General features: G+C 64.8%; 20 protein-coding genes and 2 rRNA genes. 13 read left to right on the top strand and 9 right to left on the bottom strand.

Annotated features, from left to right (window positions below; translation table 11 throughout):
• The first annotated feature begins 228 nt into the window (after nt 1-228).
• The 6 genes from AAAZ40_RS00575 (at nt 229) to AAAZ40_RS00550 (ending at nt 6609) form a co-directional block, all read left to right on the top strand.
• Nucleotides 229-3105, top strand: a 23S ribosomal RNA gene (locus AAAZ40_RS00575).
• A gap of 213 nt (nt 3106-3318) precedes the next feature.
• Nucleotides 3319-3431 (top strand): 5S ribosomal RNA (gene rrf / locus AAAZ40_RS00570).
• Between the two features lie 69 nt (nt 3432-3500).
• The gene (locus AAAZ40_RS00565; protein WP_476660685.1) at nt 3501-4556 is read left to right on the top strand and encodes a homocysteine S-methyltransferase family protein; all 1056 of its coding nucleotides are present in this window, start codon (nt 3501-3503) and stop codon (nt 4554-4556) included.
• A 7-nt stretch (nt 4557-4563) separates the two neighbouring features.
• On the top strand, nt 4564-5289 hold the full coding sequence (locus tag AAAZ40_RS00560) for a GGDEF domain-containing protein (protein WP_476660684.1): 726 nt from the start codon (nt 4564-4566) through the stop codon (nt 5287-5289).
• Nucleotides 5290-5306: 17 nt separating this feature from the next.
• Entirely contained in the window at nt 5307-6176 is an 870-nt protein-coding gene (locus AAAZ40_RS00555; protein WP_476660683.1) for a MinD/ParA family protein, read from the top strand.
• A 109-nt stretch (nt 6177-6285) separates the two neighbouring features.
• The gene (locus tag AAAZ40_RS00550) at nt 6286-6609 is read left to right on the top strand and encodes a DUF1840 domain-containing protein (protein WP_476660682.1); all 324 of its coding nucleotides are present in this window, start codon (nt 6286-6288) and stop codon (nt 6607-6609) included.
• 71 nt (nt 6610-6680) lie between these two features.
• Here AAAZ40_RS00550 and AAAZ40_RS00545 read toward each other — a convergent pair whose 3' ends face one another.
• The 3 genes from AAAZ40_RS00545 to AAAZ40_RS00535 form a co-directional block, all read right to left on the bottom strand.
• On the bottom strand, nt 6681-7664 hold the full coding sequence (locus tag AAAZ40_RS00545) for a tripartite tricarboxylate transporter substrate-binding protein (protein WP_476660681.1): 984 nt from the start codon (nt 7662-7664) through the stop codon (nt 6681-6683).
• 127 nt (nt 7665-7791) lie between these two features.
• Complete coding sequence (locus AAAZ40_RS00540; protein ID WP_476661747.1) at nt 7792-9198, bottom strand: sensor histidine kinase N-terminal domain-containing protein; 1407 nt, start codon at nt 9196-9198, stop codon at nt 7792-7794.
• Between the two features lie 109 nt (nt 9199-9307).
• Nucleotides 9308-9982 carry a response regulator gene (locus AAAZ40_RS00535; RefSeq protein ID WP_476661746.1) on the bottom strand — a complete coding sequence of 225 codons (675 nt, stop codon included), beginning with the start codon at nt 9980-9982 and terminating at the stop codon, nt 9308-9310.
• A 221-nt stretch (nt 9983-10203) separates the two neighbouring features.
• Here AAAZ40_RS00535 and recA point away from each other — a divergent pair, with 221 nt between their 5' ends.
• Both recA and recX read left to right on the top strand, forming a co-directional pair.
• Nucleotides 10204-11262, top strand: a complete 1059-nt coding sequence (gene recA / locus AAAZ40_RS00530) for a recombinase RecA (protein WP_476660680.1) — start codon at nt 10204-10206, stop codon at nt 11260-11262.
• A 46-nt stretch (nt 11263-11308) separates the two neighbouring features.
• Nucleotides 11309-11800: a recombination regulator RecX gene (recX, locus tag AAAZ40_RS00525; RefSeq protein ID WP_476661745.1), complete on the top strand. Its 492-nt coding sequence runs from the start codon at nt 11309-11311 to the stop codon at nt 11798-11800.
• On the opposite strand, the gene AAAZ40_RS00520 is transcribed toward recX, so the two are convergent.
• Nucleotides 11801-12904 carry a 3-deoxy-7-phosphoheptulonate synthase gene (locus AAAZ40_RS00520; RefSeq protein ID WP_476660679.1) on the bottom strand — a complete coding sequence of 368 codons (1104 nt, stop codon included), beginning with the start codon at nt 12902-12904 and terminating at the stop codon, nt 11801-11803.
• Nucleotides 12905-13032: 128 nt separating this feature from the next.
• On the opposite strand from AAAZ40_RS00520, the gene AAAZ40_RS00515 reads away from it, so the two are divergent.
• Nucleotides 13033-13800 (top strand): oxygen-binding di-iron domain-containing protein, encoded by a 768-nt coding sequence (locus tag AAAZ40_RS00515; protein WP_476660678.1) that lies wholly within the window; start codon nt 13033-13035, stop codon nt 13798-13800.
• Nucleotides 13797-15980, top strand: coding sequence for a putative bifunctional diguanylate cyclase/phosphodiesterase (locus tag AAAZ40_RS00510; protein WP_476660677.1), 2184 nt, complete (start codon nt 13797-13799; stop codon nt 15978-15980). The genes AAAZ40_RS00515 and AAAZ40_RS00510 overlap by 4 nt, the downstream gene beginning before the upstream one ends.
• A 41-nt stretch (nt 15981-16021) precedes the next feature.
• Here AAAZ40_RS00510 and mnmE read toward each other — a convergent pair whose 3' ends face one another.
• The 5 genes from mnmE to rpmH form a co-directional block, all read right to left on the bottom strand.
• Nucleotides 16022-17491, bottom strand: coding sequence for a tRNA uridine-5-carboxymethylaminomethyl(34) synthesis GTPase MnmE (gene mnmE / locus AAAZ40_RS00505; protein WP_476660676.1), 1470 nt, complete (start codon nt 17489-17491; stop codon nt 16022-16024).
• Nucleotides 17492-17512: 21 nt separating this feature from the next.
• Nucleotides 17513-19246, bottom strand: coding sequence for a membrane protein insertase YidC (gene yidC, locus AAAZ40_RS00500; protein ID WP_476660675.1), 1734 nt, complete (start codon nt 19244-19246; stop codon nt 17513-17515).
• Nucleotides 19243-19527 (bottom strand): membrane protein insertion efficiency factor YidD, encoded by a 285-nt coding sequence (gene yidD, locus AAAZ40_RS00495; protein ID WP_476660674.1) that lies wholly within the window; start codon nt 19525-19527, stop codon nt 19243-19245. Before yidD ends, yidC begins: the two co-directional genes overlap by 4 nt.
• Nucleotides 19520-19975, bottom strand: a complete 456-nt coding sequence (locus AAAZ40_RS00490; RefSeq protein ID WP_476660673.1) for a ribonuclease P protein component — start codon at nt 19973-19975, stop codon at nt 19520-19522. The genes yidD and AAAZ40_RS00490 overlap by 8 nt, the downstream gene beginning before the upstream one ends.
• Before the next feature lie 77 nt (nt 19976-20052).
• Nucleotides 20053-20187: a 50S ribosomal protein L34 gene (gene rpmH / locus AAAZ40_RS00485; RefSeq protein WP_476661744.1), complete on the bottom strand. Its 135-nt coding sequence runs from the start codon at nt 20185-20187 to the stop codon at nt 20053-20055.
• A gap of 368 nt (nt 20188-20555) precedes the next feature.
• Here rpmH and dnaA point away from each other — a divergent pair, with 368 nt between their 5' ends.
• The 3 genes from dnaA to gyrB all read left to right on the top strand — a co-directional run bounded on the left by dnaA (nt 20556) and on the right by gyrB (nt 25950).
• Entirely contained in the window at nt 20556-21989 is a 1434-nt protein-coding gene (gene dnaA, locus AAAZ40_RS00480) for a chromosomal replication initiator protein DnaA (RefSeq protein WP_476660672.1), read from the top strand.
• Between the two features lie 151 nt (nt 21990-22140).
• Entirely contained in the window at nt 22141-23247 is a 1107-nt protein-coding gene (gene dnaN, locus AAAZ40_RS00475) for a DNA polymerase III subunit beta (protein ID WP_476660671.1), read from the top strand.
• 87 nt (nt 23248-23334) lie between these two features.
• A complete protein-coding gene (gene gyrB, locus AAAZ40_RS00470; protein ID WP_476660670.1) occupies nt 23335-25950 on the top strand; it encodes a DNA topoisomerase (ATP-hydrolyzing) subunit B in 2616 nt (871 codons plus the stop codon).
• Nucleotides 25951-25976 lie beyond the last annotated feature (26 nt).

The raw sequence follows: 25976 nt of genomic DNA, 5'->3' as shown, positions 1-25976 counted from the left end.
AGTTGTGGGCCTGCGGCGTCGCAAGACGTGGCGTGTGCCGACAACGATTTTGATTGCGTCAAAGCGAATTCAATTTTGAAGCGAGAGTTTCAAGCGGATTGGATACGGCATAACGCGTCAGGTGCGAGACCTGACAGACATTCCTTGATGCTGTGCGGCGATTTGCTGCGGTGCTCCGGGGCTGCTTCGGTGGCTGACGGGGTGCGGTGGCAGACTTCAAAGTTATAGGGTCAAGTGAATAAGAGCATGTGGTGGATGCCTTGGCGATGATAGGCGACGAAGGACGTGATAGCCTGCGATAAGCTTCGGGGAGCTGGCAAATGAGCTTTGATCCGGAGATTTCCGAATGGGGAAACCCACCCGCAAGGGTATCGTGCACTGAATCCATAGGTGCACGAGGCGAACCGAGTGAACTGAAACATCTAAGTAGCTCGAGGAAAAGACATCAACCGAGATTCCGAGAGTAGTGGCGAGCGAAATCGGAGGAGCCTGCTAGTGATAGCACGACACTTAACAGAACAGTCTGGAAAGGCTGGCCATAGTGGGTGAAAGCCCCGTATGTGAAAAGAGCCGTGTGGTACTAAGCTAGCGAAAAGTAGGGCGGGGCACGAGAAACCCTGTCTGAATATGGGGGGACCATCCTCCAAGGCTAAATACTCATCATCGACCGATAGTGAACAAGTACCGTGAGGGAAAGGCGAAAAGAACCCCGGGAGGGGAGTGAAATAGATCCTGAAACCACATGCTTACAAAAAGTCGGAGCCTGGAAACGGGTGACGGCGTACCTTTTGTATAATGGGTCAGCGACTTACATTCAGTGGCAAGCTTAACCGAATAGGGCAGGCGTAGGGAAACCGAGTCCGAACAGGGCGATTCAGTCGCTGGGTGTAGACCCGAAACCAAGTGATCTATCCATGGCCAGGATGAAGGTGCCGTAACAGGTACTGGAGGTCCGAACCCACTGGTGTTGCAAAACCAGGGGATGAGCTGTGGATAGGGGTGAAAGGCTAAACAAACTTGGAAATAGCTGGTTCTCTCCGAAAACTATTTAGGTAGTGCCTCAAGTATTACCGTCGGGGGTAGAGCACTGTTTAGGCTAGGGGGTCATGGCGACTTACCAAACCTATGCAAACTCCGAATACCGACGAGTACAGCTTGGGAGACAGAGCACCGGGTGCTAACGTCCGGACTCAAGAGGGAAACAACCCAGACCGCCAGCTAAGGTCCCTAAAATTGGCTAAGTGGGAAACGAAGTGGGAAGGCTATGACAGTCAGGATGTTGGCTTAGAAGCAGCCATCATTTAAAGAAAGCGTAATAGCTCACTGATCGAGTCGTCCTGCGCGGAAGATGTAACGGGGCTCAAGCCAGTTACCGAAGCTGCGGATGCACAGCAATGTGCGTGGTAGGAGAGCGTTCTGTAAGCCGTTGAAGGTGGGTTGTGAAGCCTGCTGGAGGTATCAGAAGTGCGAATGCTGACATGAGTAGCGTTAAAGCGGGTGAAAAGCCCGCTCGCCGTAAGCGCAAGGTTTCCTACGCAACGTTCATCGGCGTAGGGTGAGTCGGCCCCTAAGGCGAGGCAGAGATGCGTAGCTGATGGGAAACAGGTCAATATTCCTGTACCGACTGCAAGTGCGATGTGGGGACGGATCTTAATAGGTTATCCGGGTGTTGGAAGTCCCGGTTTAGGCAGAAGTAGGCGTTGGGTAGGCAAATCCGCCCAACATATACCGAGGCTGTCGATCGAGCGAACTTGTTCGTGAAGTAACCAAACGGGGTCCCAGGAAAAGCCACTAAGCTTCAGCTTGCAGTTGACCGTACCGCAAACCGACACTGGTGCGCGAGATGAGTATTCTCAGGCGCTTGAGAGAACTCGGGAGAAGGAACTCGGCAAATTGACACCGTAACTTCGGAAGAAGGTGTGCCCTGGTAGTGTGTAGAGAGCATCGAAGCACGAAGGGGTTGCAAAAAATTGGTGGCTGCGACTGTTTACTAAAAACACAGCACTCTGCAAACACGAAAGTGGACGTATAGGGTGTGACGCCTGCCCGGTGCCGGAAGATTAATTGATGGGGTGCAAGCTCTTGATCGAAGTCCCGGTAAACGGCGGCCGTAACTATAACGGTCCTAAGGTAGCGAAATTCCTTGTCGGGTAAGTTCCGACCTGCACGAATGGCGTAACGATGGCCACGCTGTCTCCTCCCGAGACTCAGCGAAGTTGAAATGTTTGTGATGATGCAATCTCCCCGCGGAAAGACGGAAAGACCCCATGAACCTTTACTGTAGCTTTGTATTGGATTTTGAACGGATCTGTGTAGGATAGGTGGGAGGCTTTGAAGGGCGGATGCTAGTTCGCCTGGAGCCAACGTTGAAATACCACCCTGGTGCGTTTGAGGTTCTAACCTTGGTCCCTGAATCGGGATTGGGGACAGTGCATGGTAGGCAGTTTGACTGGGGCGGTCTCCTCCCAAAGCGTAACGGAGGAGTTCGAAGGTACGCTAGGTACGGTCGGACATCGTGCTAATAGTGCAATGGCATAAGCGTGCTTAACTGCGAGACCGACAAGTCGAGCAGATGCGAAAGCAGGACATAGTGATCCGGTGGTTCTGTATGGAAGGGCCATCGCTCAACGGATAAAAGGTACTCTGGGGATAACAGGCTGATACCGCCCAAGAGTTCATATCGACGGCGGTGTTTGGCACCTCGATGTCGGCTCATCTCATCCTGGGGCTGTAGCCGGTCCCAAGGGTATGGCTGTTCGCCATTTAAAGAGGTACGTGAGCTGGGTTTAAAACGTCGTGAGACAGTTTTGTCCCTATCTTCCGTGGGCGCTGCAGATTTGAGGAAGCCTGCTCCTAGTACGAGAGGACCGGAGTGGACGCACCTCTGGTGTACCGGTTGTCACGCCAGTGGCATCGCCGGGTAGCTATGTGCGGAAGAGATAACCGCTGAAAGCATCTAAGCGGGAAACTCGTTCCAAGATGAGATCTGCCGGGGCCTTGAGCCCCCTGAAGGGTCGTCGAAGACTACGACGTTGATAGGCAGGGTGTGTAAGCGCAGCAATGCGTTGAGCTAACCTGTACTAATTGCCCGTGCGGCTTGACCCTATAATTTTGAAGACCCCATGCATCCTTGCAGGAATGTCTCGAAACGTGTGCCGTAACCATCCGCTGCACTCACGCTCGAGCTCAAAATATTCGCTCAGCATGACCCGGCCAAAGCCCAAAGCTGCAGGCCAACCATGCAAAGCAATCAAGATCCGATTCGACTCTGTGAATCCCGCTGCGCTGCCCCAAAAAGCAGCCCAGCAACCAGTTATGCCTGACGACCATAGCCAGTCGGTCCCACCCCTTCCCATCCCGAACAGGACCGTGAAACGACTGCGCGCCAATGATAGTGCGGATCCCCGTGTGAAAGTAGGTCATCGTCAGGCTGTTATGATGAAACCCCGAGTCAGGCCCAAGCCCGATTCGGGGTTTGCTTTTTTGCGTCTTGCCTCATCATGCCAAGCTACACCCGCGCCGCCCAACTGCCCGATTTGCTGCGTCAACGGATCCTGATCCTCGACGGTGCCATGGGCACCATGATTCAGCGCTTTCGCTTGAACGAATCGCAATATCGCGGCCACGGTGGGCCAGCACTCTCGCCCGAGCTGCGTGCACGCCTCGAGGCCCTACCGCAGGAAGTCAAGGGCAATAACGAGTTGCTCAGTCTGACCCGTCCCGATGTGATCGCTCAAATCCACGCCGGCTATCTGGCGGCGGGTGCCGATATCATCGAAACCAATACCTTCGGCGCGACCTCTGTCGCCCAAGACGATTACGGCATGGCCGATTGGGCGCGCGAGATGAACCTGGCCTCTGCGCGGCTGGCGCGGCAAGCCTGCGATCGCTATTCCAGCCCGGCACAGCCGCGGTTTGTCGCGGGTGCGCTCGGGCCCACGCCCAAGACCGCAAGCATCAGCCCGGATGTGAACGACCCCGGGGCGCGCAACGTGAATTTCGATGAACTGGTGCAGGCCTATGCCGAGCAGACGCTGGCGCTGATGGAGGGTGGGGTCGATCTGCTGCTGGTCGAGACGATTTTCGACACCCTCAACGCCAAGGCGGCGCTGTTTGCAATCGAAGGGTGTTTCGAGCAATCCGGTGAGCGTGTGCCGATCGTCATCAGCGGCACCGTCACCGATGCCTCGGGGCGCTTGCTCAGCGGGCAGACGGTGGGCGCATTCTGGGCCAGTGTGCGCCATGTGCAGCCGTTGGCGGTTGGGCTCAATTGCGCGCTGGGGGCGGCCTTGATGAAACCCTACATTCAGGAATTGGCGCGCCTGGCCAGCGAAACCTTTATCTGCTGCTATCCGAATGCGGGTTTGCCCAACCCCATGAGCGAGACCGGCTTTGACGAAAGCCCTGAGGTGACGTCGCGCCTGCTGCACGAATTTGCCGCCGAAGGGCTGGTCAATATCGTCGGCGGATGCTGTGGCACCACGGCCGAGCACATCGAGGCCATCGCCGCGGCGGTGCGTTACCAGCCGCCGCGACCGGGTTGGTTGCGGTTATGATCCCCGCATGGACATGGCAGTTTTGCGCTTGGAAAAGGTCGACGCCTTGCTGCGCCAAGCGGGTGTGGCGCTGGCACCGCCCGCGCAAGTGGGGGAGACCCATTACCTCCAATCGGTGCTCGATGCGCTCTGCGAACTGTCCTCGACCGACCCCCTGACCGGGGTGATGAATCGGCGCGCATTCCTGACTGCGCTGGAGCAGGAACTGGACCGGGTGACGCGCGGCGGTGAGTATGCGCTGTTGCTGGCCGTGGACATCGACCATTTCAAGCGCATCAATGACAGTTACGGGCACCCGGCAGGCGACCTGGTGTTGCGCGAGGTGACACAGCGCCTGCGCGACGCAGTGCGCCCAATGGACGACGTGGCACGCCTCGGTGGCGAGGAGTTTGCCGTGTTGTGCCCAAGCTGTCCACCCTCCTTCGCCATGGCTGTGGCGCAGAGGGCGCGAGCGGCCATTGAAGCGACACCGATTGCCTTGCCGGGGTTGGTGCCGATCCCGGTGACGGTCAGCGTGGGCGGTGCCTTTGCTTTGCCCTGGGTCAAGGGGGCGTTGGTGGACTGGATGGCGCGCGCCGACCGGCAGCTGTACCGCGCCAAGCAGGAGGGCCGCAATTGTGTGCGCCTGGAGCCGGTGCTGAGCGCCGACGTGAGCGCAGAAGAAAAAGGGCTGCTGTTTGGTTGGTCAGGTGCCGAAGGCCAGCTGGCCGGTCACGGCCAGAGCGCCCAATGAATCAGGAACATTCGAACATGACCGACCACAAATCCCAGCACGCAACCGGCACAGAGGCATCGGGCGTGCTGCTGCATCCGGTCAAGGGCAAGGTGATCGCCGTCACGAGCGGCAAGGGCGGTGTGGGCAAGACCTTTATTTCGGCCAATCTGGCCGCTGCGCTGACGCGGCGGGGGCTCAAGGTGCTGGTGCTCGACGCCGACTTGGGGCTGGCCAACCTGGACGTGGTGCTCAATCTGTACCCGAAACTGACCTTGCACGACGTGTTCACCGGCAAGTGTGCGCTCGAGGATGCGATCATCAAGGCGCCGGGGGGCTTTGCGGTGTTGTTGGCCGGCTCGGGGCTGGTGGAGTACTCGCGCCTGACGCCCGAAGTGCGCGACGATTTTCTGCGTCTGATGGCCGAGGTGGTGCCGCGCTACGACGTGGTGCTGCTCGACACCGGTGCCGGCATTTCGGATGTGGTGTTGTTTGCCCTGTCCTTGGCCTCCGAGGTGCTGCTGGTGGCCACGCCCGAGCCGACTTCGCTCACCGACGCCTACGCCACCATCAAGGTGCTGAGCACGCAGCAGCGGCGCCAGCGCATCCGCTTGCTGGTCAACCAGTCGGCGCGCACGGGCGACGGCAAGGCGATCACGGCGCAGTTGCAAGCGGTGCTCAACCGCTTTGTCGGTACCGTGCCTGGGGCCAGCGCCGCTGCCAAGGGTTTGCCGGTGGTGCGCTTGCACCATGTGGGAGACATTCCGATCGATCAGGCAGTCAAGGACGCGGTCATGCGCCGGCAATTGCTGCTGCTGCACACGCCGGGAGCGCCGGCCAGCGTGGCGATTGGGCAGATCGCGGCCCGGCTTGAAGAGACCGTGATCCGCGCCGAAGAGGCGCTTTGAGGGGTGCCGGGTGGGGCTGAAGAATCTGCCTGGCTTGTCATGCGCAGCGGCCTTTTGAATGCCAAAATAGAGGCTGCCGCATCCCTTCAATCGCATTCAGGAGCAAATCATGGCTTTCAGATTCAAATCCCGATCCACTGGCGACGTGGTGATGCTGGAGCACAATGCCAAGCAGTTGCTGCAAATCCTGGGCAAGGAGCCCACCGGCCCCGGCATTTTGCTGGTCGAGCAGATGCCCGCCGCGATCGAGGCCCTCAAGGCTGCCGTGGTGCACGAAGAAGCCGAATACGAGCGCAAGAAACAGGAGGCGATCGAAAAGGGTGAGTATGTGCCCGACCCGGATCGCGTGAGCCTGCGCACCCGTGTTGCGCCTTTCTTGGAGATGCTGAAACACTGCATGGCCGAAAAGACCGAGGTGGTCTGGGGCGTTTGAGGCCCAAGGCCCAAGGCCACCCGCCCCGGCCGCTCATGGGCCGGAGTGCGGTGGCCTCGACTGCCCTTGGGTCAATCAGCGAACTGCCCTGCGGCCTCGATCACGGTGCGCAGCTGGTTGATTTGGTTGGTCACGAAAGCGCGGTGCCCTTCGGGGGTGACGCGGTTGTCGGTGGCCACCAGGGCGCCCAAGGCGTTCTGGCGCTGGATGAAGGTCGGATCGCGCAGGGCGGCGCGCATGGCGGCGTTGAGGCGCTGTGTGATGGCCGGCGGGGTGCCGCGTGGCGCGTAGAGCCCGTGCCAGATGGTGAGGTTGAAGTTGCGCAAGCCCATCTCTTGCAGCGTCGGGTAGTGGCGCAGGCTGGGGTGGTCGTTGAGGCGCTGCGCAGTGGTCACGGCAAAGGCCTTGATGCGCCCGGCCTCGATCTGGCTCACGGTGTTGGTGGTTTGGTCGCACATGACATCGACTTGGCCACCCATGAGGGCGGTCATGGCCGGCGCCGTGCCGCCAAAGGGGATGGTGGTCATGGCCTGCTGCAAGCCCATGGCGTGCTGCCACATCAGGCCGCAGAGGTGCGAAGCCGAACCCAGGCCGGCGTGGGCCAGGTTCAGGCGACCGGCGTTGGCGCGGATGTGGTTTTCAAAGTCGCGGTAGGTGTTGGCGGGCAGTTGCGGCTTGCCCACCAGCGTCATGGGCACGTCGTTGATGATGCCCAGGTATTCGAAGTCCTGCAGCGCGTTGAAGGGCAGGCGGCGGTACAGGCTGGCGGTGCTGGCCATGCCGATGTGCCAGACCAGCAGGGTGTGGCCGTCGGGCGCAGCGCGTGCCACCCGCCCGGCACCGATGGTGCCACCGGCCCCGGCGGCGTTTTCCACCACGATGCTGGCGTTGCCCAAGTGCGGCCGCATGGCTTCGGCCAGTTGACGCGCCACCGTGTCGGTCGGGCCACCGGCGGCAAAGGGCACGACGATGGTGATCGGGCGGCTGGGGAAATCCTGCGCCACGGCGCCGGCCATGGCGGTGGCCGCCAGGGCGAAAGTCAGCAGTTTTTTCATGAAGGTGTCTCCGAAAAATAAGGACAGCGCATGGTAGCTCAGACGCTGGGCATTGGCATGCGCAGAACTACGTAATCGCTGGGATTCAAGCCGCAGCAAGCCCGCACCGAGGCAGCGCGCTGCGCCCTCAGGGGTTCCCGTCGCCATTCACGGGCAGGCCAAAGCGCACCGTGACGCGCAACCCGCGCCGCAGCGCGCGCGCAGGAAAGCTGTCTTCGAGCTGCAGCGTGGCCTGGTGCTGGGTGGCGATTTCCTGCACGATGGCCAAGCCCAGACCGGAGCCATCGACGTTGGTGCCCAGGGCGCGGTAAAAGGGCTCCAGCACCAGGGCACGCTCGGCTTGCGGGATGCCGGGCCCGTCGTCCTCGACTTGCAGCAGCTGCACGCCGCTGTAACGATCGAACAGCACGCGCACCGTGACCACGCCACCAGCCGGGGTGTAGCGCAGGGCGTTGTCGATCAGGTTGCGCACCAGTTCGCTGATCAGGGTGGGGTTGCCTTGCAGCAGGCAGCCGACGGGCATCTGGCTTGGGCCTTCGTAACCCAGATCGATCGCTCGCTCGAGGGCGCGTGGCACGGCGTCTTCGAGCGCCTCGGTGACGGTTGCGGCCAGGTCGAAGGGGACTTTGGGCAGGCTGCGGCCGCTGGTTTCGGCCCGCGCCAGGGCCAGCAACTGGTTCACGGTGTGGGTGGCGCGCATGCTGGATTGGGCGATTTGCTGCAGCGAGCGCTGGATGTCGCCGTCGTCGTGGTGGCGCGCTTGTTGCGCCATTTCGGCCTGCATGCGCAGCCCCGCCAACGGCGTTTTGAGCTGGTGCGCGGCATCGGCCAGGAAGCGCTTCTGGTTGCTGACCGAGGCCTTGAGGCGCAGCAGCAGGTCGTTGATCGACGACACCAGCGGCGCCACCTCTTGCGGCACCTGCTCTTCGTCGAGCGGGCTGAGGTCGTCGGGGCGGCGCGCCCGGATGCGCCGCTCCAGGTCGTTGAGCGGGCGGATGCCGCGCACCAGCGCCAGCCACACCAGCAGCACCGCCAGCGGCAGAATGACGAACTGCGGCACCATCACGCCCTTGATGATTTCGGTGGCGAGCATGGCGCGCTTGCCGCGCGTTTCGGCCACTTGCAGCAGCACCTGCTGCGGCATTTCGTGCCCGCGCATCACCCAGGTGTAGGCCACGCGCACCGGTTCGCCGCGCAGCACGTCGTCGCGCAAATGCAGGGTGCCGCTGGGTGCCGAACGGTCCGCTGCGCGCTCAAAGTCGGGCAGCGGAAAATTGGGCTCGCCGCTGACCAGCTGCCCTTCGGCATCGAGCACCTGATAGTAGATGCGGTCGGTGTCGTCGGCGCGCAGCAGATCGCGGGCCTGGGCGCCGAGTTCGAAGCGCACCACGGCGTCATCGACGGTGACGAACTGCGCCAGCGCCTGCAAGTTGAACTCCAGCGCCCGGTCGTAGGGCTTGCTGGCAATGCCTTGGGCCACGAGCCAAGTGAGCGCCAGCGACAGCGGCCACAGCAGCAGCAGCGGGGTCAGCATCCAGTCCAGGATTTCACCAAACAGGCTGCGCTGCTCGCGCGGGAACAGACCAAAGGGCGTGCTGGAGGCGGTCTCGGGCGCCGTGTCCACCGGCGCCAGCGCGGGGGCTTCAGCCAGGGATTTTTTCAAGGCAGTACCCCAGACCGCGCACGGTGGCGATGCGGATCGGGCCCTTTTCGATCTTTTTGCGCAGCCGGTGGATGTAGACCTCGATGGCGTTGTTGCTCACCTCCTCGCCCCACTCGCACAGGCGATCGACCAGTTGGTCCTTGCTGACCAGGCGGCCGGCGCGCTGCAGCAACACCTCGAGCAGCCCAAGCTCGCGCGCCGACAGTTCCACCATCTTGCCGTCGATGCAGGCCACGCGGCCGGCTTGGTCGTAGGTCAGCGGGCCGTGACGAATCAGGCTCGAGGCCACGCCGCTGCCGCGGCGCACCAGGGCGCGCACGCGCGCCTCGAGCTCTTGCAGGGCAAAGGGTTTGGCCATGTAGTCGTCGGCGCCGAGGTCGAGGCCGCGCACGCGCTCTTCCACGCTGTCGGCGGCGGTGAGGATCAGCACCGGCAGTGCCGATCCACGCCCGCGCAGGCGCTTGAGCACCTCGATGCCATGCAGGCGCGGCAGCCCCAGATCGAGGATCAGCAGATCGAACTCGGAATTGGCCATGAGGGCGGCGTCGGCTTCGCTGCCACTGGTGACGTGGTCCACCGCGGCGCCGGTGCCGCGCAGGGTGCGCAACAATCCGTCGGCCAGTACCTGGTCGTCTTCGGCGATGAGGATGCGCATGGTTTGGGTCTCGGGCCGGGTGGGGAGGATGAAATGGCGCGGCAGGGCGATGGCGATCGGCTGCAATGGATTTTAGGCTGCGCCGCCGTGGCGGGCAAGATATTTGCGGCACCAGCCCCGACTGGGCGCTGCGGCGTGGTTAAACTGGCAGGCAGTAGGGGGGCCTGTGGGCCTGCCGGTTCTGCGCGCGCGCGCCCATTCTTTTTTTTGGAGATTCGTCTATGAGTTCGAGCACCAAGGCAGCAGACAACGACAAAGCCAAGGCCCTGCAAGCGGCGCTGGCGCAAATCGACAAGCAGTTCGGCAAGGGCACGATCATGCGCCTGGGGGAGGGCGAGGTCGTGGCCGACATCCAGGTCTGCTCGACCGGTTCGCTGGGGCTCGATCTGGCGCTGGGCGTGGGCGGTCTGCCGCGCGGGCGGGTGATCGAAATCTACGGCCCCGAGAGCTCGGGCAAGACCACGCTGACGCTGCAGGTGATCGCCGAGATGCAAAAAATCGGTGGCACCTGCGCCTTCATCGACGCCGAGCACGCGCTGGATGCGCAGTATGCGCAAAAACTGGGCGTCAACCTGCAAGAGCTGCTCATCAGCCAGCCCGACACCGGCGAGCAGGCGCTGGAGATCGTCGATGCGCTGGTGCGCTCGGGTGCGGTCGATCTGATCGTGGTCGATTCGGTGGCCGCGCTCACGCCCAAGGCCGAGATCGAGGGCGACATGGGCGACAGCCTGCCCGGGCTGCAGGCGCGGCTGATGAGCCAGGCCTTGCGCAAGCTCACCGCGACCATCAAGAAAACCAACTGCATGGTGATTTTCATCAACCAGATCCGGATGAAGATCGGCGTCATGTTTGGCAGCCCCGAGACCACCACCGGCGGCAACGCGCTCAAGTTTTATGCCTCGGTGCGGCTCGACATCCGGCGCACCGGCTCGATCAAGAAGGGCGAAGACGTGATCGGCTCCGAGACCAAGGTCAAGGTGGTGAAGAACAAGGTGGCGCCACCCTTCAAAACGGCCGAGTTCGACATCCTGTACGGCGAAGGCATCAGCCGCCTGGGCGAGATCGTGGACCTCGGGGTGCTGCACAAGGTGGTGGACAAGTCCGGTGCCTGGTACGCGTACGGCGGCGAAAAGATCGGCCAGGGGCGCGAGAACGCGCGCGAGTTTTTGCGCGAGAACCCGGCGCTGGCGCGCGAGATCGAAAACAAGATTCGCGCGCTGCTGGCGGTGCCGGAGCGCGAGTCGGTGCCGACCGGCGAGGTGCCGTTCGAGGCCGACTGAGCGGTGGGCCTGAAGCAGGCGTTGCAAGGCCGGCCCCGTGGTGGCGATGTCCCTGAAGGCGCGGGCGCTGCGTGCGCTGGCGCAGCGCGAGCACAGCCGCCTCGAGCTGGCGCGCAAGCTGCAACCCCACGCCGACGCGACGCAGCCGCCGGCCGCACTGGAGGCCCTGCTCGACGAGCTGCAGGCGCAAGGGTGGCTCAGCGATGCGCGCTTTGCCGAGGCCTGGAGCCGCAACCGCGCCCAGCGCCAAGGGGTGGCGCGCATCCGCGCCGAGCTGCGCCAACGTGGGGTGGAGGCGGGGCAGGTGGAGCAAGCCACCGCCGCGCTGGCTGATACCGAGGCCGAGCGGGCGCAGCAGGTGTGGCAAAAAAAGTTTGGCCAGCCTGCGCGCGACGCCACCGAGCGCGCGCGCCAGATCCGTTTCCTGCTCGGGCGCGGATTTGACACCGGTTTGGCCTGCCGCGTGGTGCCCAAGCCGCAGCCACGCGCAGCAGGGCCCGAAGCAAGCCCTGAAGCGGGCTTTGATGAAGGCCTGTGATCAGCCGCCGTTGCGTGAGCGGCGCTGGCGCACGGCCGCCGCCAGTTCGTGCAGCAGCGGCACGGTGTGCTCAAACCCCAGGCAGGCGTCGGTGAGCGAGACGCCGTGGCGCAGCGGCTGGCCGGGCACGATGTCCTGGCGCCCCTCGTGCAGGTGGCTTTCGATCATCAGGCCCATGATGCGCTGTTCGCCGGCGGCCACTTGCGCCGCCACGTCGGCGCCGACCTCGAGTTGGCGCTGCGGCTGTTTGCGGCTGTTGGCGTGCGAGCAGTCGATCATCACCCGCTCGCGCAGGCCGGCGGCGCGCAGGCGCGCGCAGGCGGCCTCGACGTCGGCTGCGCTGTAGTTGGGTTGCGCTCCGCCGCGCAGAATCACGTGGCAGTCGGCGTTGCCACGGGTCTCGAAGATCGCCGCCTGTCCCATCTTGGTCATGCCCATGAAGGCGTGCGGCGCGGCCGCGGCCTGCAGCGCGTCCACGGCGATCTGCACCGAGCCGTCGGTGCCGTTCTTGAAGCCCACCGGGCAGCTCAGGCCGCTGGCCAGTTGCCGGTGGCTCTGGCTTTCGGTGGTGCGCGCGCCGATGGCGGCCCAGCTCACCAAGTCGCTGATGTATTGCGGCGAGAGCAGATCGAGGAACTCGGTGCCCACCGGCAGCCCGAGCGCCAGGATGTCGAGCAGCAACAGGCGCGCACGCTCCAGCCCCTCGTTGATGGCAAAACTGCCGTCGAGGTGCGGGTCGTTGATGTAGCCCTTCCAGCCCACGGTGGTGCGCGGTTTCTCGAAATACACCCGCATCACCAGCAGCAGCTCGCCCGCCAGCGCCGCCGCCTGGGCCTGCAGCAGGCGCGCGTATTCGAGCGCTTGGTCGTGGTCGTGGATCGAGCACGGGCCCACGATCAGCAGCAGCCGGTCGTCGCGCCCATGCAGCAGGCGCGCAATGGCGGCGCGGCTGCGCTCGACCAGGGTCGCGCTGGCCTCGGGCAGCGGCAGCCACTCTTGCAGCAGCGCCGGCGTGATCAGCGGGCGCACGGCGGCGATGCGCAGGTCGTCGATGCGGGTGTGGTCCAGGGTGGCGGGCCGGGCGTGGGGGGGGACGTGGGTCATGGGCGGTGCATGGATATCAGTCAGAACGCAAGGAAAGCGTAGAAAATGCTCGTGGCAGCTGGCTATACTGCGCTGGTTTTGGCTGGATTTAGCCGCATTTCGTTCAAAACAAGGCCTTTGGGAAACGTATGCACAACATCGAACTGTACGACAAACACGACCACCGCTTCATTTTGCTCAACGAGAGCGATCCGGGCCAAGAAGACGGCGTGCGCTCGAACCAATACCTGGTGCAGCACGGCAACGTTGGCGCGTTGCTGGACCCGGGTGGCTTTGGCGTCATGCCGCGCGTGCTCACCGAGCTGCTGCGCTATGGCGCGCCGGACCAGATCAAGGCCATCATCCTGTCGCACCAAGACCCGGACATCGTCGGCGGCATTGCGACCTGGCTCGAACTGACCACGGCCCCAGTGTACATCTCGCGCATCTGGACCCGCTTTGTGCCGCATTACGGCATCGAGGAGATGGGGCGCTTCATCGGCGTGCCCGACTCGGGCATGTCGCTGACGCTGGCGCCGGGCTTCGAGCTCGAGCTGGTGCCGGCGCATTTTCTGCACTCCGAAGGCCAGATCAACGTCTACGACCCGCTGGCCAAGGTCTTGTTCAGCGGTGACATCGGCGCGGCCATGATGCCCAACGACGACGACTCCCCTTTTGTCGACGACTTCGCCGCCCATCTGCCGCACATCGTCGGTTTTCACCGCCGCTACATGTGCGGCAACCGGGCCGCCCGCAACTGGGTGCAGCGCGTGCGCCAGCTCGACATCGACATGCTGGCGCCCCAGCACGGCCCGATCTATCGCGGTGCCGCCGTGCCGGCCTTTCTCGACTGGTTCGAGCAACTGCAATGCGGCATGGATCTGTTGCCCGAAATCCTGGCCGAGGTCGAGCTGTGAACGCGGCCGCGCCGCCACCTCAGCCGGCCAGCATTGCGGAGTTGCGGCTGTATGTGTTGCAGCGCTTTGCCGCTTTGCTCGAAGGCCAGATGCGCACCCAGGGCCTGAGCAACGCGATCTCGCACATGGTTGCTGGGGTGCAGAGCGAAGTGATGCGCAATCTGCGCCAGACCCTGGCAGCGCTGGAGCCGATCGACCTGCCCGAGGCGAGCCGGCGCCCGTTGCTGGCCGGGCTCGAGCAGGCCTTGCAGCGCTGCCGCAACCTCGAGGCCGCGCTGCCGCTGCTGGTGCAGGCGCGGCAAAAGCGCGGTGCCGACAACCGCACCGACTTGCGCAGCATCCTGCTGCGCTTTGACGACACGGCGCAAAAACTGTCCGGGACCCTGGTGCAAAAAGACCTGCTCGAGCGCCAGAGCGCGGTGCTGGAGCAGATCATCCTCTCGCACGAAAACGTGACCCAGTGGAAGCTGTTCGTGCAGAACATCCTGTCCAGCTTCCAGCGCATCTTTCCGTTTCAGTTTTTCTTCATCGCCTTCAGCGAGGGGCGCGGGCTGTCGCTCAACCTCTACTACGTGGGCCACCCGAGCGCCGAGAACAAGCAGTTGGCGCGTGAGCACCTGACCCAGCAGATGCTGCACGAGTTGCGCTTGCCATCCGACAGTGCCGTCGATATCGAGGAGTTCGAGATCGAGCCCTTGGAGCCACAGCAACCGATCGACCATGTCGAGATGATCACGGTGGCGGTGCCCGATATCCACAACGTCAACCTCGCCGGCCTGCTCGGGGTGGCCTATGCCAGCGCCCACCACCCCGAGCCGCAGGAGATCGCCATCATCCGCTCGATTCTGGCGGTGATGGTGATGGTGGTGGGTTCGAGCAAGGCGCTCGGGCGCACCCTGTCGGAGCTGGAGTATTACTCGACCCACGACCCGCTGACCGGCTTGCACAACCGGCGCTATTTCAGCGAAATGCTCGATTACGAGGTCGGGCGCTCGACCCGGCACCGGCACGAGTTCGCGCTCCTGATGCTGGACTTGGACGACTTCAAGGACGTCAACGACACCTGGGGCCATCCGTGTGGCGATCAGGTGCTGCGCCGCATCGCCGAATGCCTCAAGAGCGAGACGCGCAAGGGCGACCTGACGGCGCGGCTGGGCGGCGACGAGTTCATCCTGATGCTGACCGAAACCGGCAGCACGGGCGCCCAAGTGGCGGCCGACAAACTGCGCCAGCGGCTCAAGGAGCTTGAATACCTGGCGCCCGACGGCACGGCCTTCCACATCACGACTTCGGTCGGCGTGGTCACCTTTCCGCAAGATGCCGATACCGTCTCGGACTTGATGGCCGGTGTCGACATGGGCCTGTACCGCGCCAAGGCCCAGGGCAAGGACGGCGTCGGCACCATGCAGGCCGTGGGCGCGCAGGTGCGCCACAACCGGCTCACGCGCGACCTGGTGGAAAAGCTGCGGCTGGCCTTGAAAGAAGACCGGGTGCGGCCGTTTTTCCAGCCGATCTATTCCGGCCGCGGCGAGTTGTACGCCTACGAAACGCTGGCGCGCCTGCACGAGCCCGACGGGCAGACCGTCTCGGCCGGCGCCTTTATCGAAACCATCGAAAAATACGGCATGGGGCGCGAGCTCGACCGCGCCGTGGTCGGCCACGCGCTGCACGCCTTGAAGCAGCGCATGCTGATGGGCAAAGCGCCGGTCAAGCTGTTCATCAACCTGTCGGTGCAGGAGCTGCAGGGGCGGGGCGTCATTGGCTACGCCGAACAGTTGTGCGCCGAGCTGCAGATTCCACCCAGCACCCTGGTGTTCGAGTTGCTCGAGCGCGACGCCATTGGCGACATGACGCACACCCGCAGCTTCCTGACGACGCTGCGTGAAAAGGGGTTTTTGTTTGCGCTCGACGATTTTGGCAGCGGCTACAACTCGTTTCACTATCTGCGTGAGCTGAGCTTTGATTTCGTCAAGATCGATGGCACCTTCGTGCGCAACATCCTCCACTCGCGCATCGACCACTCGCTGGTGCGCAACCTCACCCACCTGTGCCAAGACATAGGCATTCAGATGGTGGCCGAGTTCGTCGAGTCCGAGCCCTTGTGGCAGGCCCTGCGCACCATGGGTGTGGACTATGCCCAGGGCTACCACTTGGGTGTGCCTGGCCCGCACATGCCTTGAGAGGCGGCAGCCCGCCGTCCGCCATTCAGGCCAAGGCGGCCCTACTTGCCGATGCAAAACGAGCCAAAAATCTGACCCAGCAGGTCGTCGGCGCTGAACTGGCCGGTGATCTGATTCAGGGCGTTCTGCGCCAGCCGCAGCTCTTCGGCCAGCAAATCGAGGCGGGGGCTGGGTGTGTGCAGATGCGGATCGGCCGCGTCCAGGTGCCACCCCACTTGCGCCAGGGCCTGCACGTGGCGCGCGCGCGCGCTGTAAAGGCCCTCGGCCCCGCTTTGGCCGCCGGCGCATTCGAGCAGGCGCTGGCGCAGGGCGTCGAGCCCGGCCCCGGTTTTGGCCGATAGGTGCAGACCTGGCGCTGCGCCTGTGGTGCTGGCGCTCGGCAAGGGGCGGCAGGCTGCGGGGGCTGTGCTGGACGGTGCAGAGGGCCGGGCAGCGAGCAGATCGGCCTTGTTCCAGACTTGCAGCAGCGTCACCTGCGCTTGCCGCCGCTCGGCCAGTGCGGCGGCGAGTGCGGCGTCGGCCAAGTCGTAGTCGCGCTGGCCGGCGCGGCTGGCGTCGCGCAGCCACAGCAGCACGTCGGCGCTTGCAATCTGCGCCCAGGCGCGCTCGATGCCGATGCGCTCGACCTCGTCGCTGCTGGCGCGCAGGCCGGCGGTGTCGATGACGTGCAGCGGCACGCCCTCGATCTGGAGGCTTTGCTGCAGCACGTCGCGCGTGGTGCCGGCGATGGGGGTGACGATCGCCAGCTCGGCCCCGGCCAAGGCGTTGAGCAGCGAGCTTTTGCCCACATTGGGCTGGCCGGCGATCACCACCCGAATGCCTTCGCGCAGCAGCGCGCCCTGGCGCGTCTGGCGCTGCACCTGGGCGAGCTGCTGGCGCAGGCGCTGCAGCTGCCCGGTGGCATCGGCTTGCTGCAGGAAGTCGATTTCTTCTTCGGGGAAGTCGAGCGTGGCCTCGACCAGCGTGCGCAGCCCGATCAGGCGCTCGCGCAGCTCCTGCAGCGCCTCCGAGAAGGCCCCCGACAGAGAGCGCGCGGCGCCGCGTGCGGCGCTTTCGGTGGCGGCGTCGATCAGGTCGGCGACGGCCTCGGCTTGCGCCAAGTCCAGCTTGCCGTTCAAAAAAGCGCGCTCGGTGAACTCGCCCGGCCGCGCCAGGCGCAGGCCCGCCAGGCGCGGCTGGCCGGTGGCGGGGTCGGGCTCGGCGGCGGCGCCCAGGCAACGCGCCAGCAGCAGTTGCAGCAGCACCGCTCCGCCATGGGCTTGCAGCTCGAGCACGTCTTCGCCGCTGTAGGAGTGCGGCGCCGGAAAATACAGCGCCAGCCCGTGGTCGATGGCGCTGCCGTCGTGCTCGAGGAACGGGCCGTAGCAGGCCTGGCGCGCGGGCAGGGTGCGGCCGCACAGGGCACGCACCAGCGGCTCCAGCCCCAACCCCGAGACGCGCACGATGCCCACCGCCCCACGCCCAGGCGCGGTGGCGATGGCCACGATCGGGTCGCGCCGCGTGGTCAGCATGGCCAAGTGCCTTTCAGCCCCTCAGCTCTTGAAGTTGGGCAGGGTGAACTTGAGCGGCACGCCCATCTTGGCGTTGATGTAGGCCTGCTGCGCGATCGTCAGCACGTTGTTGACGAACCAGTACAGCACCAGCCCGGCCGGGAAGAAGAAGAACATGATGCTGAAGACGAAGGGCAGGATCCACATCAGCTTGGCCTGCAGCGGATCGGGCGGCAGCGGGTTGAGGGCGGTCTGGATCACGGTCGTGATCATCATCAGCAGCGGCAGGATGAACCAGGGGTCGGGCGTGGAGAGGTCGCCGATCCACAAGATCCAGGGTGCGTTGCGCATCTCGACGCTGGCCAGCAGCACCCAGTAGAGCGCGATGAAGACCGGAATCTGGATCAGGATCGGGAAGCAGCCGCCGAGCGGATTGACCTTTTCCTCGCGGTACAGCTTCATCATCTCTTGCTGCATGAGCTGCGGGTTGTCCTTGAGGCGCTCGCGCATTTCCATGATGCGCGGGTTGACCGCCTTCATCTTGGCCATGGAGCGGTAGGCCTTGGCGTTGAGCCAGTAAAAGGCGGCGCGGATCAGCACCACCAGCAGCACGATCGCCCAGCCCCAGTTGCCGACCAAAGCGTGGATTTGGTAGAGCAGCCAGTACATGGGCTTGGCGAGCACGGTCAGCCAGCCGTAGTCCTTGAGCAGGTCCAGCCCCGGGGCGATGAGCTCGAGCTCGGTTTCGTACTGCGGCCCGACGAACAGGCGGGTGTCGAGGGTTTGGGTTTGGCCCGGCGCGATGCTGCCCAGGGCCATGATGCTGCCGACCGAATACAGTGGCCCGACCACGCGCGCGAAGTTTTCGCGTGCCACGCCGGTCTCGGGCAGCCAGGCGCTGGCAAAGTAGTGCTGCACCATGGCCACGTAGCCGTCGCTGGCGCTGCGCTGGAACGCGGCCTCGTTGGCCCGAATGTGGGCGAACTCGATCTGCTGGAACTTGGCCGCTTCGCTATAGACCACCGGGCCGGTGAAGGTGTAGTAGAACGGCACGTCGCTGCCGGCTTGCAGGCCGTCGCGCACCAGCTGCACATAGACCTGCGGCGACGCGGCTGCGGCGCCGACGTTGCGCACCTCGTGGCGCACGCCGATCACGTGGCTGTCGCGCGCGATGGTGTAGATTTTGGCCAGCACCACACCGCCCACGGGCTCGGATTCGAAGCGCAGTGTGAGCTCGGTTTGGCCTTCGGCAAAAACCGGCGCGCCCGAAACCAGGCGCATCGGGGTGGTGTGGTTGGGGAAGTCGCCGCCGATCAGGCCGCTTTGCGCCACGTAGGTGCGCTCGGGCGTTTGCTTGAGCAGGCGCAGCGGGGTTTGGCTGTGGCGCAGCTCGCGCCCCACCTCTTCGTAGTGGCGCAGCAGCGTGGCGCCGATGAGCGCGCCGCCTTGGGAGTCGAAGGTCAGCTCCATGGCGTCGCTGCGCACGGTCACGGTTGCGCGCGGGGCGGCTGGGGCGGGGGCCGGTGGCACTGCGGCGTCGGGTTGGGCGCCGAGCAAGGTGGCGGTGGGCAAGGCGGCATTGGCCGGCGCCGTGGCCATGGCGGGTGGGGTTGCGGCCGCATCTGCCGCCGCCGCCGGGGCGGCCTCGGTGGCCGGGGGCTGGCCGGTGGGGAAGAAGGTTGCCTCGCGGCCGTTGTGGATTTGCCACTGGTCCCACAGCAGGATCAGCGAGAACACCAAGATCACCCAGAGGATGGAGCGGCGAATGTCGGTCATGAGGGCTTCTTGCGCGAGCGGCGGGGGCTCAGGAGAGAGGAAAAGGGAGGCGCCCATTGCGCGGGCACTGGGTCGCAGCCGCCCTCGCACCAAGGGTGGCAGCGCGCTATGCGCCGCAGCGTCAGGTAGCTGCCGCCCAGTGCGCCGTGCTGACGCAGGGCTTGCAGACTGTAGCCGGAGCAGGTGGGCTCGAAGCGGCAGTTCGCGCCCAGCAGCGGGCTGAGCAGGTAGCGGTAGCCCTGCACCAAGGCGATGAGCAGCTGTTGCGGCCAGTTACGCACGGCGCGGCCCCTGCAGCAGTTGCAGCAGTTCGGCGCGCACGCTCTGGCGCAGGGCGTCAGAGGCGGCGCTGGGAAACGCCTGGCGTGCGTAGGGGCTGCGCAAGCGCACTACCCAGGCTTGGGGTGGCAAGGGCGCCAGCAGATCGGCCGCCAGCGCATAGATCTGGCGCCGCACCAAGTTGCGTGTGACGGCTCGACGCGCCCAGCGCTTGGGCACCAGCGCGCCCAGCCAGTGCGGGACAACGGGGAACAAAGCGGGCGCGGCCCCCAGCGGTGGCGGCACCGGGTCGAACTCGAGCGCATGCAAGGCAAAGTGTGGCGTTTTGGCAACCGGGGCGCGGCGCAGCAACGCGTCAAACTGTTTGCCGTGGCGAATGCGCCCCAAACCGGTGTGAACCGAGGCATGGGCGCCGGCGGGCGCGAGCGGGGTGGCGCTGGCTGCAAGCATACACAGACCGTCTGGGGCGCTGCGAGGGCGGATCAGCCCTTGGGGCCTTCAGGCGTGAGAGCGGGCGGGTGCAAGACTCAAAGGCCGAGGCGCTTGCGGCCCTTGGCGCGGCGTGCATTGATCACGGCGCGGCCACCACGGGTTTTCATGCGAACCAGGAAGCCGTGGGTGCGGGCGCGGCGGATTTTGGAGGGTTGGTAGGTGCGTTTCATGATGTTGGACGGCTCGTGGCAAGCCTGAGGCAGGCTTGGGGTTTGGGTGATTTTGAGACTAAACCTTGGATTATTGCAAATTTTGCCCGTTATGCCAAGAGTTTTGGCTGGCTGGCTGGCCGGCTGGCCAAGGCTGTCCAAGGCTGGCTGGGGCTGGCTGGGGCTGGCTGGGGCTGGCTGGGGCTGGGGTAGGGCGGGGTTCGTCAGTCGCAGGCTCTGATTCCTCACCCCGCCCTACCCCAGCCCCAGCCAGCCTTGGGTGGTGCGCAGAAACCCGCATGTGGATAACTTGAGGGCGCGGCTACAATGCACCTTCACAGTTTGGCCGCTAGGCGCGCTGGCCAGCGTTTCGAATTCACTGCCCCTCCATGTCCCTTGTTTTGATTCCGCCCGAAGTCTCGGAGCCTGCGGAGGCTTTGTGGTCAGCCTGTGTGCAGCGGTTGGCGCATGAGTTGCCGGCGCAGCAGTTCAACACCTGGATCCGCCCCTTGGCGGCGCAGGTGTCGCAGACCGCCGACGCGGTCACCTTGGTGCTGCCGAGCCGCTTCAAGCTCGACTGCATCCGCAACCAGTACGCCGCCCGCATCGCCGCCGCGCTGCAGGCGGTGGCGGGGCAGCCGGTCGCGCTCGAGCTGGTGCTGGCCAGCCGTGCGGGGGTGCGCAAGGCCGCCGCGCCCGATGCGCAGCCGTCCGAGCCGCTTTGGCGTCCGGCCGAGGCGCCAGCAGCGGCACAGGCCAGCGCCGCCCCCGTCGCTGCGGCCAAGGCCAAGCTGGCCGAGCCCGCGCATCGGCTCAACCACGGCCTGACTTTTGCCACCCTGGTCGAGGGCACGGCCAACCGCATGGCGCGCGCGGCGGCCATGCACGTGGCGCACCACCCAGGCCAGCTCTACAACCCCCTGTTCATTTACGGCGGCGTGGGCCTGGGCAAAACGCACTTGATGCACGCCATCGGCAACCAGTTGCTGGCTGGGCGTTCGGCCGCCAAGGTGCTCTACATCCACGCCGAACAGTTCGTGACCGACGTGGTCAAGTCGTACCAGCGCAAGACCTTCGACGAGTTCAAGGCGCGCTACCACTCGCTGGATCTGTTGCTGATCGACGATGTGCAGTTTTTTGCCAACAAAGAGCGCACCCAGGAGGAGTTTTTCAACGCCTTCGAAGCGCTGCTGGCCAAGAAAAGCCACATCGTCATGACCAGCGACACCTACCCCAAGGGCCTGACCGACATCCACGAGCGGCTGGTGTCGCGCTTCGACGCCGGCCTGACGGTGGCCATCGAACCGCCCGAGCTGGAAATGCGCGTGGCCATCTTGCTCAGCAAGGCCGAGGCCGAAGCGGCGGCGCTGCCCGAAGACGTGGCCTTTTTCGTGGCCAAGAATGTGCGCTCCAACGTGCGCGAGCTCGAGGGCGCGCTGCGCAAGATTCTGGCCTACTCGCGCTTCAACCACAAAGAGGTGTCGATCGCGCTGGCGCGCGAGGCGCTGCGCGACCTGCTCAGCATCCAGAACCGCCAGATCTCGGTCGAGAACATCCAGAAAACCGTGGCCGACTTCTACAAGATCAAGGTCGCCGACATGTACTCGCGCAAGCGCCCGGCCAATATCGCCCGCCCGCGCCAGATCGCCATGTTTCTGGCCAAGGAGCTGACGCAAAAGAGCCTGCCCGAAATCGGCGAACTGTTTGGCGGCCGCGACCACACCACGGTGTTGCACGCGGTGCGCAAGATCGCCGCCGAGCGCCAGACCCTGAGCGAGCTCAACCAGCAGTTGCACGTGCTCGAGCAGACCCTCAAGGGTTGAGCGGCGCGGACGCAATCTTCAACGCCCATGCCCGCCCGCGCCGCCCCAGACCCGGTTTGCAAACCTGCAACAATTCGCGTTGCGCCGCCGCCCGCAGCGCGCTAGCCCCCAGCGCCTTCGCCCCTTACCGAACCGAACCGAAAGCCCGCCCATGATCGTTGTGCAATCGACCCAAGACAAGCTGTTGGCCGCCCTGCAAGCGGTGTCTGGCATCGTGGAGCGCCGCCACACCATGCCGGTGCTGGCCAATGTGCTGCTGCGCAAGGAGGGTGGCTTGGTGCAGCTGACCACCAGCGACCTCGAAATCCAGATCCGCACCCAAGCCGAGCTCGGCGGCGACGCCGGCACCTACGCCACCACGGTGGGCGCGCGCAAGCTGATCGACATTTTGCGCACCCTGCCGCCCGAGCAAAAAGTGACGATCGAGGCGCAGCAGAGCAAGCTGGTGCTCAGGGGCGGCAAGTCGCGCTTCACTCTGCAAACCCTGCCGGCCGAAGATTTTCCGCTGGTGCAGCAGGCGCCCAGCTTTGGCCCGGCTTTCAGCGTGCCGCAAAAGGTGTTCAAGAGCCTGTTGGGCCAGGTTTCCTTTGCCATGGCGGTGCAAGACATCCGCTACTACCTCAACGGCATCTTGTTCGTGGCCGAAGGCAAAACCCTGAGCCTGGTGGCGACCGACGGCCACCGGCTGGCTTTTTCCAGCGCCGCGCTCGAGGTCGAGGTGCCCAAGCAAGAGGTGATCCTGCCACGCAAGACGGTGCTCGAGCTGCAGCGCCTGCTCTCGCAAGCCGAGGGCGATGTGGAACTGCAATTTGCTTCCAACCAGGCGCGCTTCAGCTTTGGCGCGCTCGAGTTCATCAGCAAACTGGTCGAAGGCAAGTTCCCCGATTACCAGCGCGTCATCCCGCAGCAGCACCCGCACGTGCTGCTGCTGGGGCGCCAGCCGCTGCTGGCGGCGTTGCAGCGCGCCGCCCTCATGACCAGCGACAAGTTCAAGGGCGTGCGCCTGAGCCTCGAGCCCGGTGTGCTGCGGCTGGTGGCACACAATGCCGAACAGGAAGAGGCGTTGGACGAGCTCGACATCGAGTACCAAGGCCCGATGATGGAAATGGGCTTCAACGTCAGCTACCTAATCGAGGGCCTGTCGAGCATGGCGCAAGAGATGGTGCGCCTCGAGCTGGCCGACAGCAACGCCTCGGCGCTGCTCACCATCCCCGAGCACGAAAGCTACAAATACGTGGTGATGCCGATGCGCATCTGATGCCGCTGCCAGCGCTGCCACGGCCTGGCCGTTTTTGCCTGATCTGCCCGCCAGCGTGCGGGCTGCGCCTTTGATGAGAGTTGATCGATGAATCCCGATTTCCCCACCGCCCAGCCAGACCCCACTGCGCCGGACCCCCTCGAGCCGACGGCCTCGGCGAGCAGCGCCGGCTACGGCGAGGGTTCGATCCAGATCCTCGAGGGACTGGAGGCGGTGCGCAAACGCCCCGGCATGTACATCGGCGACACCTCCGACGGCACCGGCTTGCACCATCTGGTGTTCGAGGTCGTCGACAACTCGATCGACGAGGCGCTGGCCGGGTATTGCGACGACATCGTCGTCACCATCCACACCGACAACTCGATCAGTGTCGCCGACAACGGGCGCGGCATCCCCACCGGCATCAAGTGGGACGACAAGCACGAGCCCAAGCGCAGCGCGGCCGAAATTGCCCTCACCGAGCTGCACGCCGGCGGCAAGTTCAACCAGAACAGCTACAAGGTCTCGGGCGGCTTGCACGGCGTGGGCGTGAGCTGCGTCAACGCCCTGAGCCGCTGGCTGCGCCTGACGGTGCGCCGCGACGGCCGCGTGCACCAGCTCGAATTTGCCCGCGGCGAGGTGCAGCAGCGCCAGCTTGAAACCATCGACGGCGTGGAGGTGTCGCCGATGCGCCGCAGCGGTGTCACCGAAAAGCGCGGCACCGAGGTGCACTTTCTGCCCGACAGCGAGATCTTTCAGCAAAACGCCGATTTTCACTACGAGATCCTGGCCAAACGGCTGCGCGAGCTGAGCTTTCTCAACCACGGGGTGCGCATCCGCTTGCACGACGAACGCAGCGGCAAGCAGGACGATTTTTCGGGCGCCGGCGGCGTCAAGGGCTTCGTCGAGTTCATCAACGCGGGCAAGAAAGTGCTGCACCCCAACGCCTTTTACGCCAGCGGCGCGCGCCCGGCCGAAAGCTACGGCGGCATCCCCGGCACCGAAATCGGCGTCGAAGTGGCGATGCAGTGGAACGAGAGCTACAACGAAAACGTGTTGTGCTTCACCAACAACATACCGCAGCGCGACGGCGGCAGCCACCTGACCGGGCTGCGCGCGGCCATGACGCGCGTCATCGGCAAGTACATCGAGCAAAACGAAGTGGCCAAGAAGGCCAAGGTCGAAGTCAGCGGCGACGACATGCGCGAAGGCCTGTGCTGCGTGCTTTCGGTCAAGGTGCCCGAGCCCAAGTTCAGCAGCCAGACCAAGGACAAGCTGGTCAGCTCCGAGGTGCGCGCGCCTGTCGAGGACATCGTCGCCAAGGCGCTGACCGAGTACCTCGAAGAGCGGCCGCAAGACGCCAAGCTGCTGTGCAGCAAGATCGTGGACGCGGCGCGGGCGCGCGAGGCGGCGCGCAAGGCGCGCGAACTCACGCGGCGCAAGGGCGTGCTCGACGGCCTGGGGTTGCCGGGCAAGCTGGCCGACTGCCAGGAAAAAGACCCGGCCCTGTGCGAGATCTACATCGTCGAGGGCGACAGCGCCGGCGGCAGCGCCAAGCAGGGGCGCGACCGCAAGTTCCAGGCCATTTTGCCCCTGCGCGGCAAGATTCTGAACGTGGAAAAGGCGCGCTACGAAAAGCTGCTCTCCAGCAACGAAATCCTGACCCTGATCACGGCGCTGGGCACCGGCATCGGCAAAGCCAGCGCCGCCGACGAGTACAACCCCAAGGCCAAGAACGGATCGGACGATTTCAACGTGGCCAAGCTGCGTTACCACCGCATCATCATCATGACCGACGCCGACGTCGACGGCGCCCACATCCGCACCCTGCTGCTCACCTTCTTTTACCGCCAGATGCCCGAGCTGGTCGAACGCGGCCACATCTACATCGCCCAGCCGCCGCTGTACAAGGTCAAGTCCGGCAAAGAGGAGCTGTACCTGAAAGACGCGGCCGCGCTCGACGCCTACCTGCTGCGCATCGCGCTGCGCGACGCTTCCATCCACACCGGCGGCGCGCAGGGGCGTACGCTCGAGGGCGAGACCCTGGCCGAGCTGGCGCGCCGACACCAGGTGGCCGAAGCGGTGATCGGGCGCCTGAGCGCCTTCATGGACGCCGAGGCCCTGCGCGCCATGGCCGACGGCGTGGCGCTGGCGCTCGACGACATGGAGCAAGCCAGCGCCAGCGCCAGCGCCTTGCAGAGCGCCCTGCGCGCCCTGAGCAGCACCGGCGTGCCGGCCGAAGTCACGGCCGAGTTCGATGCGCGCAGCGACAAGCCGCTGCTGCGCATCAGCCGCCGCCACCACGGCAACGTGCGCAGCAGCGTGGTCACGCAAGACTTCGTGCACGGCGCCGACTACGCCGCGCTGGCCCATGCGGCGCAGACCTTTGCCGGCCTGCTCGACGCGGGCGCCACGGTGCGGCGCGGCGAAGGCGAGCGGCGCAAGGAAGAAAAAGTGGCCGATTTCCGCAGCGCCATGCAGTGGCTGCTGGCCGAAGCCGAGCGCAGCAGCGCGCGCCAGCGCTACAAGGGCCTGGGCGAGATGAACCCCGAGCAACTGTGGGAAACGACCATGGACCCGGCGGTGCGCCGCCTGCTGCAAGTGCGCATCGAAGACGCGATCGAGGCCGACCGCGTCTTCAGCACGCTCATGGGCGACGAAGTCGAGCCGCGCCGCCACTTCATCGAGCACAACGCCCTGCGCGCCGCGAATCTGGACGTGTGAGGCGCGTCTGTAGGTATACGCATAAG

Source organism: Serpentinimonas sp. SMBJO2, from assembly GCF_056341105.1.
The sequence above is the reverse complement of the archived record's forward strand: the minus strand, read 5'-3'. Positions and strand labels throughout refer to the sequence as shown.

Coding starts and splice junctions, on each gene's coding strand:
- AAAZ40_RS00490 (WP_476660673.1), bottom strand. CDS start 19,975: ATGCTTGCAGCCAGCGCCACCCCGCTCGCGCCCGCCGGCGCCCATGCC.
- AAAZ40_RS00545 (WP_476660681.1), bottom strand. CDS start 7,664: ATGAAAAAACTGCTGACTTTCGCCCTGGCGGCCACCGCCATGGCCGGC.
- AAAZ40_RS00555 (WP_476660683.1), top strand. CDS start 5,307: ATGACCGACCACAAATCCCAGCACGCAACCGGCACAGAGGCATCGGGC.
- recX (WP_476661745.1), top strand. CDS start 11,309: ATGTCCCTGAAGGCGCGGGCGCTGCGTGCGCTGGCGCAGCGCGAGCAC.
- AAAZ40_RS00515 (WP_476660678.1), top strand. CDS start 13,033: ATGCACAACATCGAACTGTACGACAAACACGACCACCGCTTCATTTTG.
- AAAZ40_RS00550 (WP_476660682.1), top strand. CDS start 6,286: ATGGCTTTCAGATTCAAATCCCGATCCACTGGCGACGTGGTGATGCTG.
- AAAZ40_RS00535 (WP_476661746.1), bottom strand. CDS start 9,982: ATGCGCATCCTCATCGCCGAAGACGACCAGGTACTGGCCGACGGATTG.
- AAAZ40_RS00540 (WP_476661747.1), bottom strand. CDS start 9,198: ATGCTGACCCCGCTGCTGCTGCTGTGGCCGCTGTCGCTGGCGCTCACT.
- yidC (WP_476660675.1), bottom strand. CDS start 19,246: ATGACCGACATTCGCCGCTCCATCCTCTGGGTGATCTTGGTGTTCTCG.
- AAAZ40_RS00520 (WP_476660679.1), bottom strand. CDS start 12,904: ATGACCCACGTCCCCCCCCACGCCCGGCCCGCCACCCTGGACCACACC.
- mnmE (WP_476660676.1), bottom strand. CDS start 17,491: ATGCTGACCACGCGGCGCGACCCGATCGTGGCCATCGCCACCGCGCCT.
- AAAZ40_RS00560 (WP_476660684.1), top strand. CDS start 4,564: ATGGACATGGCAGTTTTGCGCTTGGAAAAGGTCGACGCCTTGCTGCGC.
- AAAZ40_RS00565 (WP_476660685.1), top strand. CDS start 3,501: ATGCCAAGCTACACCCGCGCCGCCCAACTGCCCGATTTGCTGCGTCAA.
- recA (WP_476660680.1), top strand. CDS start 10,204: ATGAGTTCGAGCACCAAGGCAGCAGACAACGACAAAGCCAAGGCCCTG.
- gyrB (WP_476660670.1), top strand. CDS start 23,335: ATGAATCCCGATTTCCCCACCGCCCAGCCAGACCCCACTGCGCCGGAC.
- dnaN (WP_476660671.1), top strand. CDS start 22,141: ATGATCGTTGTGCAATCGACCCAAGACAAGCTGTTGGCCGCCCTGCAA.
- dnaA (WP_476660672.1), top strand. CDS start 20,556: ATGTCCCTTGTTTTGATTCCGCCCGAAGTCTCGGAGCCTGCGGAGGCT.
- rpmH (WP_476661744.1), bottom strand. CDS start 20,187: ATGAAACGCACCTACCAACCCTCCAAAATCCGCCGCGCCCGCACCCAC.